General features: G+C 67.5%; 10 protein-coding genes and 2 tRNA genes. 10 read left to right on the forward strand and 2 right to left on the reverse strand.

Annotation, left to right across the window (positions count from 1 at the left end; all coding sequences use genetic code 11):
- Positions 1-51 precede the first annotated feature (51 nt).
- Positions 52-1,164, forward strand: coding sequence for a homoserine O-acetyltransferase (locus QP609_RS14075; RefSeq protein ID WP_032958152.1), 1,113 nt, complete (start codon positions 52-54; stop codon positions 1,162-1,164).
- On the forward strand, positions 1,165-1,509 hold the full coding sequence (locus QP609_RS14080) for a DUF1294 domain-containing protein (protein WP_180834973.1): 345 nt from the start codon (positions 1,165-1,167) through the stop codon (positions 1,507-1,509).
- 112 nt (positions 1,510-1,621) lie between these two features.
- On the opposite strand, the gene cydC is transcribed toward QP609_RS14080, so the two are convergent.
- A complete protein-coding gene (gene cydC / locus QP609_RS14085; RefSeq protein ID WP_169410946.1) occupies positions 1,622-3,301 on the reverse strand; it encodes a thiol reductant ABC exporter subunit CydC in 1,680 nt (559 codons plus the stop codon).
- Positions 3,298-5,043: a thiol reductant ABC exporter subunit CydD gene (gene cydD / locus QP609_RS14090; protein ID WP_014647772.1), complete on the reverse strand. Its 1,746-nt coding sequence runs from the start codon at positions 5,041-5,043 to the stop codon at positions 3,298-3,300. Before cydD ends, cydC begins: the two co-directional genes overlap by 4 nt.
- A 228-nt stretch (positions 5,044-5,271) precedes the next feature.
- Between cydD and QP609_RS14095 the strand changes: the two genes are divergently transcribed.
- The 8 genes from QP609_RS14095 (at position 5,272) to pgaB (ending at position 14,237) form a co-directional block, all read left to right on the forward strand.
- Complete coding sequence (locus QP609_RS14095; protein WP_005410352.1) at positions 5,272-6,861, forward strand: cytochrome ubiquinol oxidase subunit I; 1,590 nt, start codon at positions 5,272-5,274, stop codon at positions 6,859-6,861.
- 15 nt (positions 6,862-6,876) lie between these two features.
- Positions 6,877-8,028, forward strand: coding sequence for a cytochrome d ubiquinol oxidase subunit II (cydB, locus tag QP609_RS14100; protein WP_014647773.1), 1,152 nt, complete (start codon positions 6,877-6,879; stop codon positions 8,026-8,028).
- A gap of 58 nt (positions 8,029-8,086) precedes the next feature.
- Positions 8,087-8,203 (forward strand): cytochrome bd-I oxidase subunit CydX, encoded by a 117-nt coding sequence (gene cydX / locus QP609_RS14105; RefSeq protein ID WP_005410354.1) that lies wholly within the window; start codon positions 8,087-8,089, stop codon positions 8,201-8,203.
- Between the two features lie 55 nt (positions 8,204-8,258).
- A tRNA-Pro gene (locus QP609_RS14110) sits at positions 8,259-8,335 on the forward strand.
- Positions 8,336-8,475: 140 nt separating this feature from the next.
- A tRNA-Pro gene (locus QP609_RS14115) sits at positions 8,476-8,552 on the forward strand.
- A gap of 221 nt (positions 8,553-8,773) precedes the next feature.
- Positions 8,774-9,979: an MFS transporter gene (locus QP609_RS14120; protein ID WP_014647774.1), complete on the forward strand. Its 1,206-nt coding sequence runs from the start codon at positions 8,774-8,776 to the stop codon at positions 9,977-9,979.
- 342 nt (positions 9,980-10,321) lie between these two features.
- On the forward strand, positions 10,322-12,349 hold the full coding sequence (pgaA, locus tag QP609_RS14125) for a poly-beta-1,6 N-acetyl-D-glucosamine export porin PgaA (RefSeq protein ID WP_197621058.1): 2,028 nt from the start codon (positions 10,322-10,324) through the stop codon (positions 12,347-12,349).
- 1 nt (position 12,350) lies between these two features.
- Complete coding sequence (gene pgaB / locus QP609_RS14130) at positions 12,351-14,237, forward strand: poly-beta-1,6-N-acetyl-D-glucosamine N-deacetylase PgaB (protein ID WP_014647776.1); 1,887 nt, start codon at positions 12,351-12,353, stop codon at positions 14,235-14,237.
- The last annotated feature ends 7 nt before the right edge of the window (positions 14,238-14,244 follow it).

Raw genomic sequence — 14,244 nt, forward strand, 5'->3', positions numbered from 1 at the left:
TGGAAACCAGCGTGTCGCCAGCTCCACATGCAGCCCCGCTAGAATGACTGCATGACCGAATTCATCCCGCCCGGCACCCGCTTCCACGCCCTGCCCTCGCCGTTCCCGTTCAAGCGCGGTGGCGCCCTGCATGGCGCACGGGTGGCTTACGAGACCTGGGGAACGCTGGCCGCTGACGCCGGCAATGCGATCCTGATCGTGACCGGCCTGTCGCCGGATGCGCATGCGGCGGCCAACGAGGCCAATCCGGCGCCGGGCTGGTGGGAAGCGATGGTTGGCCCCGGCAAACCCATCGATACCCGCCGCTGGTTCGTGGTCTGCGTGAATTCGCTGGGCAGCTGCAAGGGATCGACCGGCCCCGCCTCGATCAACCCGGCCAGCGCTGAGCCCTACCGCCTGGACTTCCCCGAGCTGTCGATCGAAGACGGCGCTCGCGCCGCGATCGAAGTCGTGCGTGCGCTGGGCATCGCGCAGCTGGCCTGCGTGGTCGGCAATTCCATGGGCGGGATGACCGCGCTGGCCGTGCTGATGCTGCACCCGGGCATCGCGCGCAGCCACGTCAACATTTCCGGCAGTGCGCAGGCGCTGCCGTTCTCGATCGCGATCCGCTCGCTGCAGCGCGAGGCCATCCGTCTCGACCCGCGCTGGAATGGCGGCCACTACGACGATGCCGAGTACCCCGAGTCCGGCATGCGCATGGCGCGCAAGCTGGGCGTGATCACCTACCGCTCGGCACTGGAATGGGATGGCCGCTTCGGCCGCGTGCGGCTGGATTCGGACCAGGCCGACGACGATCCGTTCGGGCTGGAATTCCAGGTGGAAAGCTATCTGGAAGGCCACGCACGGCGCTTCGTGCGTTTCTTCGATCCCAACTGCTATCTGTACCTGAGCCGTTCGATGGACTGGTTCGACCTGGCCGAGTACGCCGACGGCGACGTGCTGGCCGGGCTGGCGAAGATCCGGGTGGAGAAGGCACTGGCGATCGGCGCCAACACCGACATCCTGTTCCCGGTGCAGCAGCAGCAACAGGTCGCCGACGGCCTGCGTGCCGGCGGTGCCGATGCGCGCTTCATCGGCCTGGAATCGCCACAGGGCCATGATGCCTTCCTCGTCGATTTCGAGCGTTTCGGCCCGGCCGTGCGCGGCTTCCTCGACGCGCTGTAAGTGGCGTGGCGGCGTAACCTCGCGCTGGCCGCCTTCGGCGCGCTGACCGCCTTGATGATCAGCGGTGTGCTGCCGTTGTGGCTGGGTGGCTGGTGCCTGCTGGCCAGTGCGGTGTCGTTCGGCCTCTATGGCCATGACAAGCGCGCGGCGCAGCGAAAGCGATGGCGCATTCCCGAGCGCACCCTGCAGCTGCTGGCCTTCGCCGGAGGCTGGCCCGGCGCGCTGCTGGGCCAGGCGCTGTTCCGCCACAAGCATCGCAAAGCCGCATTCCAGTGGATGTTCTGGCTGTGCGTGCTGGCCAACGTGGCCTCGATCGCGGTGATGCTGCGCGAGTTCTCCCATTGACCGGCCTGTAGAGCCGAGCCCATGCTCGGCTGGCTTGCTTCCGGAGCCGAGCATGGGCTCGGCTCTACAGTAGATCCACGCCATGCGTGGATGTGCCGACCAAGGTCGGCATCTACCGAAGCACTTCGCGCTCCAACACCCCATCGCGCAACCGGTACTGCGCATCGACCACGCCTTCGGGCAGGTCGTCGTGGGTGATCATCAGCAGGCTGCGCCCGTCCAGCAACCCGGAAAGGTCCTGCAACAGCGCACGTGCTGTATCCACGTCCAGGCCTTCGGTGGGTTCGTCCAGCAGCAGGATCGGCGCATTGCGCAGCAGCGCGCGCGCCAGCGCCAGGCGTCGTGCCTGGCCCGCCGACATCGTCGCGCCGTTCTCGCCCACCCAGGCCTGCAGGCCACCGTTGCGCTCGGCCCAGTCGCCCAGGCGCACGCGACGCAGGACCGCCCACAACGCGGCATCACGGGCGTCGGGATCCCCCAGCCGCAGGTTCTCGGCCACGGTACCGGCAAACACCGGTGCGTTCTGCGGAAGCCAGGCCAGCTGGCGGTGCCACTCGGCCTGGGCGACGTCGCGCAGGTCGCGTCCGCCATAGGTGATTCGCCCCTGTTGCGGATCCCACAACCGCAGCAGCAGGCTGGACAGCGTGGTCTTGCCACTGCCGCTGTCGCCACGGATCGCGATGCGTTCTCCCGGCGCCAGGGTCAGCTGCAGGCCGGACAACACCGGCCGCGCGGCACCTGGCCACTGGAAGTGCACGTCATCCCAATGCACGCGCGCCGCCTGGGGTACCGGCTGCGGCGTCTGCGGATCCTCCACCGTCGGCGGTTGTTCGACGATGGCCTGCAGGCGGTCAGCAGCAATGCGCCCGGACTGCAGCGACTGCCAGGCCAGGCCCATGCCGGCCCAAAGTTCGATCAGCGCCACGGTCAGGAAGACGAGGCCCGCGGCCATTTCCGGCGCGATGTGCTGCTGTTCGGCGGCGTGCAGGGCCAACGCCAGCATCGCCACCAGGCCCAGCCCCGCCACCAGGCCGTGCAGGGTCGAGGCCGCGATCAGGCGCCAACGCCGACGACGATCACGCGAGGCCAGCTGCTTGGCGGCCACGCGTACCTTCAGCTGCCAAGCCGCATCGGCATGCAGCGCGGCCAGGTCACCGGCCCCCTCCAGACCTTCGAATGCAGCGGTGCGCAACGCCGCGCGGTGCGCGGCACGATCGGCCTCTTCGTCGTCATGGCCACGCACGCCCAGCCACGGCACGCCGAAGGCGATCAGCAGCGCCAGCACCGCCAGCAGTACCGCCGCCGAGGGCAGGATCAGCGCTGCCGAGGCAACCGCCACCAGCGACAGCGCGCCCAGCGCCACCAGCGGCCCGATCGCACGCACCAGCAGCCCATCCACTTCGCCGATGTCCCCCAGCAGCCGCGCCAGCAGCTCGCCGGTGCGCGTGGCGCCCAATCGTGCCGGCGCCAGTGGCAGCGCGCGGCGGAAGAACCACACGCGCAGGTCGCGGGCAATGCGCAGCGTGGCATCGTGGCCGACCAGCTTTTCGAAGTAGCGCGACACGATGCGCGCCATGGTCAGGCCACGGATGCCGGCCGAGGGTGAGAAGAAATTGAAGCCCTGGCCGAGGCCGGCCGCACCGGCCAGCGCGGCCGCCGTGAGGAAACCACCGGACAGGCCCAGCAGCGCCGTGCCGGCCAGCATCGTGGTCCACAGCAGCAGCAGGGTCAGCAACAGGCGCGGCCGGTGCCGCAGGAACACGGCGCGCAGCGAATCGGGCGAACGGCTCACGCGCGCACCGCCTGTGCCGGTTCCACCAGCCGGCCTTCCGGCAACAGCAGGCAACGGTCGGCCCACGCGATCACGGCCGGGCTGTGGGTGGCGACAACCACGCTGCGGCCACGTGCATAGGCGGCCAGGCTGCGCAGCAACGCCGCTTCGGTATCGGCATCGAGGAACGCGGTCGGTTCATCCAGCAGCAGCACCTGCGGGTCGCGCAGCAGCAGGCGGGCCAGGCCAATGCGGCGGGCTTCACCACCGGACAGGCCGAAGCCGCGTTCGCCGATCACCGTGTCCAGCCCCTGCGGCAGGCGCTGGGCAAACTGCAGGACCTGCGAAGCCTCGGCCACCGCGCGCAACCGCGCGTCGCTGGCTGCGGGATCGGCCAGGCGCAGATTGTCGGCGATGCTGCCATGGAACAGGTACGGTCGCTGGCTGGCATAGGCCACCTGCACGCCGGGGCGCAGCTGCAGCTTGCCGGCACGCGGCGGCAACCAACCGGCCAGCGCCTCCAGCAGCGTGCTTTTGCCGGACCCGCTGGGACCGACCAGGGCCAGGCGCTGGCCCGGCTCCAGCAGCAGGTCCAGATCCCGCAGCACATCCTGCGGCGCCCCCAACGGGCGCAGTACCAGTCCTTGCGCCTGCAGTGGCGGCAAGGCGGCCTCGGCCGGCTCCACCGCCAGCGGCGCAACCTCGTTCTCGATCAGGCCCTGCTCGTCCGGCAGCGACTGCAGCAGGCGCTCCACTTCGGCGGCGGCGGCCAGTGCATTGGCGCGATCATGGTAGTGCGCAGCCAGCCGTCGCAGCGGCGCATAGAACTCCGGCGCCAGCAGCAGGCAGAACAGGCCCGCACCCAGCGTCGGCACCGCTGCATGCAGCGACATCATGCCCAGATAGCTCAGGCCCAGGTACAGCGCCACCATCGCCACGCTCACCGAGGCGAAGAATTCCAGCACGGTGGACGACAGGAAGGCGATGCGCAGCACCTTCAGGGTGCGCACGCGCACGCCTTCGGCGGCGGCCTCGATGCCGGCCAGTTCGGCTTCGCCACGGCCATACAGGCGCAGCAGGCCCAGGCCCTTGATGCGGTCGGCGAAATGGCCGCTCATGCGCGCCAGTTCGCCCAGCTGCGCGCGCCCGGCGGCTTCAGCGCCCCAGCCCACCAGCATCATGAAGAACGGCACCAGCGGCGCGGTGAACAGCAGGATCAGCGCCACCACCCAGTCCACCCAGGCGACAGCGGCCAGGATCAGCAGCGGCACCACCACCACTTCGGTGCGCACCGGCAGGAAGCCGCTGTAATAGCTCTCGATCGCATCACCGTGATGCAGCATCAGTTCGCCCAGTTCACCGGTGCGGCGCTGCCGCAGCCAGAGCGGGCCCTGGCCCAGCAGGCGCGCGAACACGCGTTCGCGCAGTGCCAGCCGGGCGGCGTCGGCCACGTCACCGGCGGCGGCCTGGGTGGCGCTGCCCAGCAGGGTGCGCAGCACCAGGATCACCGCCAATCCCGCCAGCACCGGCAGGCCAGAGGCCAGCGGCACGCGCTCCACCAGCACCTGCTGCACCAGCCAGGCGATGGCGGCAGCCTGCCCGATCAACAGCGCGCCGGACAGGCTGATGCACAGCGCGGCCAGGCGCTGGCGGCCCCGGGCGGAGCGTGCCAGGTCGGCCAGCCAGGCCGTGCGCACACGCCGCTGGCGGGCGGTTTCAGCTTCCGGGGACAGGCCGTCAGGGGTCGTTTCGGCAGCGCTCAAGAGGTCTTCACGGGCAGCGGGGGAGACACGGCATTGTAGGCGCAGGCAATAGCCCGCCCCTGCGGCCGGCGGTCGCAGTCTTCATCAGGTTGGCATACGATCAACCGGGGCACCTGTTCATACATTGATCTGGATCAAGGCTGTTTGAAGTAGTCGGTCACATCATTCACGTCGTAGACCACCCTTCCCGCCACCTGCAACGGCACTATCCAACGAGGTAGCCAGGCCATGATTGATCAGACAGTCGTAGAACTGTCGCGGCTGCAATTCGCGCTGACCGCGATGTACCACTTCCTATTCGTACCGCTCACCCTCGGCCTGTCCTTCATGGTGGCCATCATGGAGAGCGTGTACGTGATGACCGGCAAGGAGATCTGGCGCAGGATGACCCTGTTCTGGGGCGTCCTGTTCGGCATCAACTTCGCCATGGGCGTTGCCACCGGCATCGTCATGGAATTCCAGTTCGGCATGAACTGGTCCTACTACAGCCACTACGTGGGTGACATCTTCGGTGCGCCACTGGCGATCGAAGGCCTGATGGCGTTCTTCCTGGAAGCGACCTTCGTCGGCCTGTTCTTCTTCGGCTGGAACCGCCTGAGCAAGGTCAAGCACCTGATGGTGACCTGGCTGATGGCGCTGGGGACCAACCTGTCGGCGATCTGGATCCTGGTGGCCAATGGCTGGATGCAGAACCCGACCGGTGCGGTGTTCAACCCGGAAACCATGCGCATGGAAGTGGTCGACTTCATGGCGGTGGTGTTCAACCCGGTGGCGCAGGCCAAGTTCGTGCACACCGTCAGCGCCGGCTACGTGACCGGTGCGGTGTTCGTGATGGCGATCAGCGCCCTGTTCCTGCTGCGCAACAAGCACAAGGACCTGGCCCGTCGTTCGTTTGCGGTGGCCGCGGCGTTCGGCCTGCTGTCATCGCTGTCGGTGGTCGTGCTGGGTGACGAGAGCGGTTACGCCGCCAGCGAACACCAGAAGATGAAGCTGGCCGCAATCGAGGCGATGTGGGAGACCGAGCGTGCGCCGGCCGACTTCACCGCCTTCGGCATCCCCAACCAGGAGACTCACCAGAACGACTACGCGGTGAAGATCCCCTACCTGATGGGCCTGATCGCCACCCGCTCGTTGAACCAGCCGATTCCCGGCATCCTGGAACTGGTCGAGCGCGCCGAACACCGCGTGCGTGGCGGCCAGCTGGCCTACGGTGCATTGGAACGCCTGCGCGCCAACAAGAACGACGTTGAAGCGCGCGAGATGTTCGACCGCCACTGGCAGGACCTGGGCCACGGCCTGCTGCTCAAGCGCTATCGCGATGACATCCTCAACGCCACCCCGCAGGAGATCTCGCAGGCGGCGATGGACACGGTGCCGCGCGTGATGCCGTTGTTCTGGACCTTCCGCGTGATGGCCGGCCTGGGCTTCTACCTGATCGCCTTCTTCGCACTGGCCTTCTACTACTCGTGCCGCAACAACTTCCAGGACAAGCGCTGGTTCCTCAAGCTGGCCCTGTGGACGCTGCCGGCACCGTGGATCGCGATCGAGTGCGGCTGGTTCGTGGCCGAGTATGGTCGCCAGCCGTGGGCGGTCGATGGCGTGCTGCCGACCTTCTATGCGGCGTCGGGCCTGGCCCTGCATGAAATCGTGCTGACCCTGGCCGGCTTCACTGCCATCTACACCGCGCTGATCGTGGTCGAGATCAAGCTGATGCTCAAGGCGATCCGCAAGGGTCCGGACGAGGTGCTGCCGTCGCTGCAGTCGCCCCAGCCGCATGCTTCCCACAATGCCTCGGCGCCGGCCGCCGGCCAGGCCTGAGGCAGGAGAACCAAGATGGATTTCATTCTTCTGGACTACACCACGCTGCGCGTGATCTGGTGGCTGCTGCTCGGCATCCTGCTGATCGGTTTCGCCGTGATGGATGGTTTCGACCTGGGCGTGGGCACCCTGCTGCCCTTCGTCGCCCGCAACGACGCTGAGCGCCGGCTGGTGATCAATACCATTGGTCCGGTCTGGGAAGGCAACCAGGTGTGGCTGATCCTGGGCGGCGGCGCGATCTTCGCCGCCTGGCCGCCGCTCTACGCGGTCAGCTTCTCCGGGTTCTACCTGGCGATGTTCGTGATCCTGTTCGCGCTGATCCTGCGTCCGGTCGGCTTCAAGTTCCGCAGCAAGATGCCCAGCGAGCGCTGGCGCAACACCTGGGACTGGGCGCTGTTCATCGGTGGCTTCATACCGGCGCTGATCATGGGCGTGGCGGTGGGCAACGTGGTGCTGGGCGTGCCGTTCCACTTCGATGACAGCATGCGCATCTTCTACACCGGCTCGTTCTTCGGCCTGCTGATGCCCTTCGCACTGCTGGCCGGCCTGCTCAGCGTGTCGATGCTGGTCGCCCACGGTGCCGCCATGCTGGTGCTGAAGACCGACGGCCCGGTGGCCGAGCGTGCGGCCCGCTTCGGCAGCATCGCCGCGATCATCGCTTTCGTGCTCTTTGCGGTCGGCGGCGCCTGGGTGGCCTTCGGCCTGCCGGGTTACCAGATCACCTCGCAGGTGGTCACCGACGGCGCCACCAATCCGCTGCTGAAGACCGCCGAACTCGGCGCCGCCGGTGGCTGGATGCGCAACTACAGCACGATGCCGGCCACGATCCTGGCCCCGCTGCTCGGCCTGGCCGGCCTGCTCGCCAGTGCGGTGCTGCTGCGTGCCCGCCGCGGCGGCCTGGCCTTCATTGCCTCCGGTGCGGCCATCGCCGGCATCATCCTGACCGTCGGCTTCGCCATCTTCCCGTTCCTGCTGCCGTCCTCGAGCCAGCCCACCTCCAGCCTGACCGTGTGGGATGCCTCGTCCAGCCACCTGACCCTGTGGATCATGCTGCTGGCCACGGCGGTGTTCCTGCCGATCATCCTCGCCTACACCACCTGGGTGTACCGCGTGCTGAAGGGCAAGACCACCACCGAAGAGATGGGCAACAACCCGAACGCGTATTGATTGCTTGCACGTGTGCCGACCAACGGTCGGCACCTACCCGGAATGAAGGAGACTGATCATGTGGTATTTCGCCTGGATTCTCGGTGCCGGCCTCGCCTCGACGGTGGCCATCCTCAACGGCATGTGGTTCGAAGCCCGCGAGCAGAACCGCATCGAGAAAGAAAATCGTCGCTGAGCTGTAAAAAAACCTTGCCGCCTTGGCCTTCACACGGTATCTTAGGCGGCTCCTTCGGGGTGTAGCTCAGTCTGGTAGAGCGCTACGTTCGGGACGTAGAGGTCGCAGGTTCGAATCCTGTCTCCCCGACCACTTCGGTGGTCGCATTGAAGCCTGGTGAAGTCGTCCAGGCTTTTTTGTTCCCTGAAGTGGCACTGCTTCGGCAGTGTGAAGAAAACAGCATTCACCCCTTGCCGCCATCGGGGTGAATCGCTAGAATAGGCGGCTCCCTTCGGGGTGTAGCTCAGTCTGGTAGAGCGCTACGTTCGGGACGTAGAGGTCGCAGGTTCGAATCCTGTCTCCCCGACCACTTCGGTGGTCACCAAGAAGCCTGGAAGACATCACTGTCCTCCGGGTTTTTTTGTATCAGGCACCTGCCCGCCCGCATGACGGGACCTTGCCGGAGCCCGCACGTACAATGGCCGCGCTGCCGGCCCGCCAGCAGCCCCTCCCCCACCTGCCGCTTCGGCGTAGACCGATGCCGGCGCTGCATGCCATTGCCCCGGCGTGCGACACCTGCAAGGACCACCGATGAGTTCCTCCCCTTCCGATTCGCCGTCGCTGCTGCACGGCCGCGTCCTCGCATTCGCCGCGATCCTGCTGGCAGCGATCAACCTGCGCACCGCGGTCACCTCGATCACTCCGCTGCTGGACGTGCTCGGCCAGCAGTTCGGTTTCGGTACCACCATGACCGGCGTGCTGGGCATGCTGCCGACCGCGTCGTTCGCACTGTTCGGCGTGGCCACGCCGGCACTGGCGCGGCGCCTCGGGCTGGAGCGCACCACGCTGCTGGCGATGGTGATGGCGATGGCCGGCCTGCTGCTGCGTTCCAGCGCCGGCAACGTCGGCACGCTGCTGTTGGGTTCGGTGGTGGCACTGGCCGGCATGGGCATCGGCAACGTGGTGGTGCCGCCGCTGGTGAAGCGCTATTTCGCCAACAAGGTCGGCACCATGAGCACGCTCTACATCAGCGTGCTGCAGCTGGGCACGATGCTGCCGGCGCTGCTGGCGGTGCCGGTGGCCAACGCCGCAGGCTGGCGCGTGTCGCTGGGCATGTGGGCGCTGCTGGCGCTGGCTGCCGCACTGCCGTGGCTGGTGCTGGCCACGCGCGCGCCGAAGCCGCAGTCCAACGTGTCCGATCCGACCGCGCAGCCGCATGGCAAGGTCTGGCGCACGTCACTGGGCTGGAGCATGACGCTGATGTTCGGCATGACCTCGCTGATGACCTACTCGATGTTCACCTGGCTGCCGCGCATCGTGGTCGAGGCCGGTGGCACGCCCGCGTTCGGTGGCGTGATGGTCGCCGTGTTCTCGGCGCTGGGCCTGCTGCCATCGCTGGTCATTCCGTCGATGGCGGTGCGCATGCAGAACCCGTTCCCGCTGGTGCTGATCGGCTTTTTCTCGTTCGTGATCGCCTTCACCGGCCTGCTGCTGGCACCGATGAAGGCCCCCCTGCTGTGGGCCTGCCTGCTCGGCGTCGGCCCATCCACCTTCCCGCTGGCACTGACCCTGATCAACCTGCGCACCCGCACCCCGACCGGCTCGGCGGCGCTGTCCGGCTTCATGCAGGGCGTGGGCTACAGCTTCAGCTGCCTGGGCCCGTTCCTGGTCGGCTGGCTGCACACGGTCAGCGACGGCTGGACCCTCCCGTTCAGCTTCCTGTTCGGCTGCGCCGCCCTGATGCTGTGCGCTTCGTGGGTGGCCTGCAAGCCGCGCAAGCTGGAAGATCTCTGGTAAGCCACGTGGGGCCCGCAACCGGGCCCACCTACCATTCGTCAGCCCGTCTGCGCATTTTGACGCCGGGCTGACAATTCCGGGCGGATAGTGCCCACGAATGCCCATCCTTGCCGCGTGCCGGCATCGGGCATGGGGGCGGCAGCGCCGCCCGGGCCACCACTCGGTGTGCGGGGGACTTTCGTTTCAGACAAGACATCGCAGGTCGCTGTCCGGGTTGTATCCGTCTTCGCTGGGCGGGAATGCACGAAGGGAGTGACGCGGGCCACGGCCACGCCAAAAGCTGGCATGTGATGTGCGTCACATTTTTCAGGTTGTCTGGTTCGGAAGCCAAGGGGGTCCCCAATGGTTGTCCACCGCCGGCTGGCGCTCTGCGTCGGCCTTGCCTGCACCGCCCTGGCCTGGGCCAGCGGCGCTGCCCCGCCCGACCGCGAAGCAGCGTTGGCCGAGATCGGCCGCTATCGAGACCAGGCGCGTTGGCTGGACGCCCTGGGCGCGATCGAGCGCGCCAGCCAGCAGCAACCCAACGACGACCTGCTGTTCAAGCTGCGCGTATTGACGCTGGGCGACATCGGCAACGCCTGGCGTGCGTGGGAGCTGTACCAGCAGCGCCCGCAACTGTTCGACGCTGCGCAGAAACAGCGCCTGGAAGGCGACTACCTGGCCAAGCTGGTGGTCTGGAGCCTGGCCTACAGCAGCAGCGAGGACAGCCGCCTGGAAGAAGCCGAATCGACCTTGGCCCGCATGCAGCGCTACCTCGGCGGCGAAGGCACCCCGCCCTCGCAGGCACCACTGCGGATCCGCATGGACCGGCTGATCCTGCTCAACCGGCTGGGCCGCCATGCACAGGTCCGCGAGGAAGCGCGGGCACTGCAGGCCGAAGGCCACACCCTGCCCGACTACGTGCTGCCCGCAGTGGGCGATTCGTTGATGGGCACCCTGCACCCGGAAGAAGCGATCCCGGTGCTGCAGGCGGCCGTCGCTGGCGACCCGACGCGCGACGCCTCGCATTCGGAACTGGCTTACGCCTACCTGGAAAGCGAGCAGCAGGAAAAGGCCATCGACCTGCTGCAGGCATGGCGCGACAAGGAGCCGGCGTGGCGCTGGAGCAACGGCAAGTCGCCGTACGCGAACTGGTCGCGCTACGAGGCCGATCTCAACCTGGCGATGGTGCGCGCCTACAGCGGCGACCTGCACACCGCGCAGCACGACCTGGAGTCGATGGTCGAGATCGCACCCGGCAACGGCGGGCTGCAGAGTGCGCTGGGCAGCGTCTACATGATGCGCGGCTGGCCACGCCGGGCGCTGCAGCGCCAGCAGATGGCACACGCGCTCGATCCGCGGGACATCGAACCGCGGCTGGGCATGGAAGAGGCCTATGTCGCCCTGCAGCGCGACGACCTGGCGCGGCCGCTGCACGATGACCTGGTCGCACGCTACCCCACCCAGCCGGCAGTCGAACGCATGGACCAGGCCTGGCGCGCGCATCGCGGCTGGCAGCTGAAGGCATGGACCGACATCGGCCGCAGCTCCGGGGGCGGTGGTACTTCGCCCCTGGGCAACAACGACCGCCACTACGGCGTGGACGTGGAGACGCCGGTCCTTGATGACCGCTGGCGGTTGTTCGCCCTCGCCGACCGTCGCGTGACCGACTTCCAGGACCAGCGCATCGATCCCCTGTGGCTGGGTGCGGGCGTGCGTTACCGCTTCGGGCAACTGGATGCGGAAGCGGCGGTCCTGCGCGCCAACGATCACATCGGCGACACCGGCCTGCGCGTCGGCGTCGGCTGGCAGTTCAACGATTCCTGGCACGCCGGCGTGGTGGTCGCACGCAATGACCCGGAGGCCTCGATGCAGGCGCGCGCGGCCGGCATCACCGCCGACAGCGTGAGCGCACAGGTGGACTACCGGCGCAGCGAGCTCACCCACTGGACGTTCGGCGCGAGCCGCTTCCGCTATGACGACGGCAACCACCGCGAGCTGTTCGGCACCAGCGTCCAACAGCGCCTGCTGACCCGCCCACGCTGGCTGGTCGATGGCCTGGCCAGTGCCTACACCAGTCGCGGCAGCCGCGATGATGCGCCCTACTTCAACCCGAAGCGCGACCGCATGGTCGAGATCGGCCTGCGCATCGACCAGCAGCTGTGGCGGCACTACGAGCGCCACTTCCGGCACCGGCTGACCGTCTCGCTCGGCGACTACTGGCAGGACGGCTTCGGCAGCGCGTTGGTGCCGTCGGTGTCCTACATGCACGAGTGGCAGCTGGGCCCTGGCCGCGTGTTCGAGTATGGCGTGCGGTGGTCACGACCGGTCTACGACGGCCATCGCGAGCGCCATATCGGCTTCGAAGCCGCATTGCGCTGGGGAGACTGACATGGCCCGCTTCCTGCGACTGATCGTGCTCCTGCTGCTGGCCTGCGTGCCACCGGCGTTCGCGCAGCAGCCCCTGCATCTTGATGCGATCGACAACGGCCTGCTGATCCTCAGCTACCACGACATCCGCGACAAGGTGGCCGCCAAGGGTGATGCCGATTCCTATGCGGTGAGCACGCAGAACTTCGCCGCGCACCTGGACTGGCTGGGCGCGCACGGCTACCACCCGGTTTCGCTGTCGCAGCTGATCGAGGCCTCGCAGGGCCGCGCCACGCTGCCTCCCAAGCCGGTGCTGCTGACCTTCGACGATGGCCTGCGCAGCGTCTACGACAAGGCCTTCCCGCTGCTGCAGGCCTACCACTACCCGGCCCTGGTGGCGGTGATCACCGATTACGTGGACATGGCACCGGGCCGCACCATCGACTACGGCTACCGCCCGTTCGGCCACGATGACTTCGTGACCTGGGCGCAGCTGAAGCAGATGCACGACAGTGGCCTGATCGAAGTGGCCAGCCATACCGACGACCTGCACCACGGCGTGCTTGCCAATCCGCAGGGAAACTCCACGCCCGCCGTGGTCACCCGCATCTACACCCCGGCCACGCGCAGCTACGAGAGCGGGACACAGTATGAGCAGCGCCTGCGCACTGATCTTTCGCGCAGCGTGCAGCGCATCCAGCAGCACCTGGGCGTGCGCCCGCGCGCCATCGTCTGGCCATATGCCGCGTACAACCAGTTGAGCAACGACATCGCCGAGCAGCTGGGCATGCCGGTTTCGTTCGACCTGGAAGGCCGTAGCACGCCAGTGGCCCGCGACCTGCACGGGCTGGCACGATTGCTGGTGAGCAACAACCCGACCGTGGAAGGCCTGGCCTACGAACTGCGCCGAGACGTGGCGCTCGATGGCATCCGCGCCCTGCAGATCGATCTGGATGATATGTATGACCCGGATCCAGCGCAGCAGGCACGCAATCTCGATGCATTGATCGAGCGGGTCAAGCGCATCGCGCCGACCCATGTCTATCTGCAGGCCTTTGCCGACCCGGACGGCAACAACACCGCCGATGCGCTGTATTTCCCGAACCGGCACATGCCGATGCGGGCGGACCTGTTCAGCCGCGTCGCCTGGCAGCTGAAATCCCGCGCGGGCGTGAAGGTCTACGCGTGGTTGCCAGTGCTCGGCTTCGAACTGCCCGACCCGGAGCAGCGCAAGGTGCTGGCGATCCGCAATGGGGATGCCGACGGCATGTACCGGTTGGATTTCACCAACCCGAAGGCCAGGCAGATCATGCTCGACATCTACGAGGACCTGGCGGTCAATTCCTACTTCGAAGGCCTGCTGTTCCATGACGACGGCTACCTGCGCGACACCGAGCTGCCCGCCCTGGCGGCCGGCGAAGATGGCAGCGCACGTACCCAGGCACTGATCGACTTCACCCTGGCCCTGCGCAACAGCGCGCAGCGCTGGCGGCCGAAACTGGCAACGGTGCGCAACCTGTATGCCGAGCCGGTACTCCGCCCGCAGAGCGAAGCCTGGTTCGCGCAGCGCCTGGACCTGTTCAACAAGGCCTACGACCAGACGGCGCTGATGGCGATGCCGTGGATGGAAGGCAGCAGGCACCCCGAGCGCTGGCTCGACCAGTTGCTGGCCGCGGTACGTGCGCACGACCCGCAGCTTCAGCACACGCTGTTCGAGCTGCAGACCGTCGATTGGCGCAGCGGGCAGCCGATTCCCGCCGGGCGCCTGCGTGCGCAGATCCGCCAGTTGCAGGCGCAGGGCGTGCACCACTTCGCCTGGTACCCCGATGACTTCATCGCCGACCAGCCCTCCACCCGCGATGCCCGCGCGGCAATGTCCGCCGGCAACTTCCCGTACCCGGAGAAGTGACGTGGAC

This window comes from Stenotrophomonas sp. 8(2023) (assembly GCF_030345295.1).
In the GTDB taxonomy this organism is placed as follows: Bacteria; Pseudomonadota; Gammaproteobacteria; order Xanthomonadales; family Xanthomonadaceae; genus Stenotrophomonas; species Stenotrophomonas muris.

Coding starts and splice junctions, on each gene's coding strand:
- QP609_RS14075 (WP_032958152.1), top strand. CDS start 52: ATGACCGAATTCATCCCGCCCGGCACCCGCTTCCACGCCCTGCCCTCG.
- QP609_RS14095 (WP_005410352.1), top strand. CDS start 5,272: ATGATTGATCAGACAGTCGTAGAACTGTCGCGGCTGCAATTCGCGCTG.
- cydB (WP_014647773.1), top strand. CDS start 6,877: ATGGATTTCATTCTTCTGGACTACACCACGCTGCGCGTGATCTGGTGG.
- cydX (WP_005410354.1), top strand. CDS start 8,087: ATGTGGTATTTCGCCTGGATTCTCGGTGCCGGCCTCGCCTCGACGGTG.
- QP609_RS14120 (WP_014647774.1), top strand. CDS start 8,774: ATGAGTTCCTCCCCTTCCGATTCGCCGTCGCTGCTGCACGGCCGCGTC.
- pgaA (WP_197621058.1), top strand. CDS start 10,322: ATGGTTGTCCACCGCCGGCTGGCGCTCTGCGTCGGCCTTGCCTGCACC.
- pgaB (WP_014647776.1), top strand. CDS start 12,351: ATGGCCCGCTTCCTGCGACTGATCGTGCTCCTGCTGCTGGCCTGCGTG.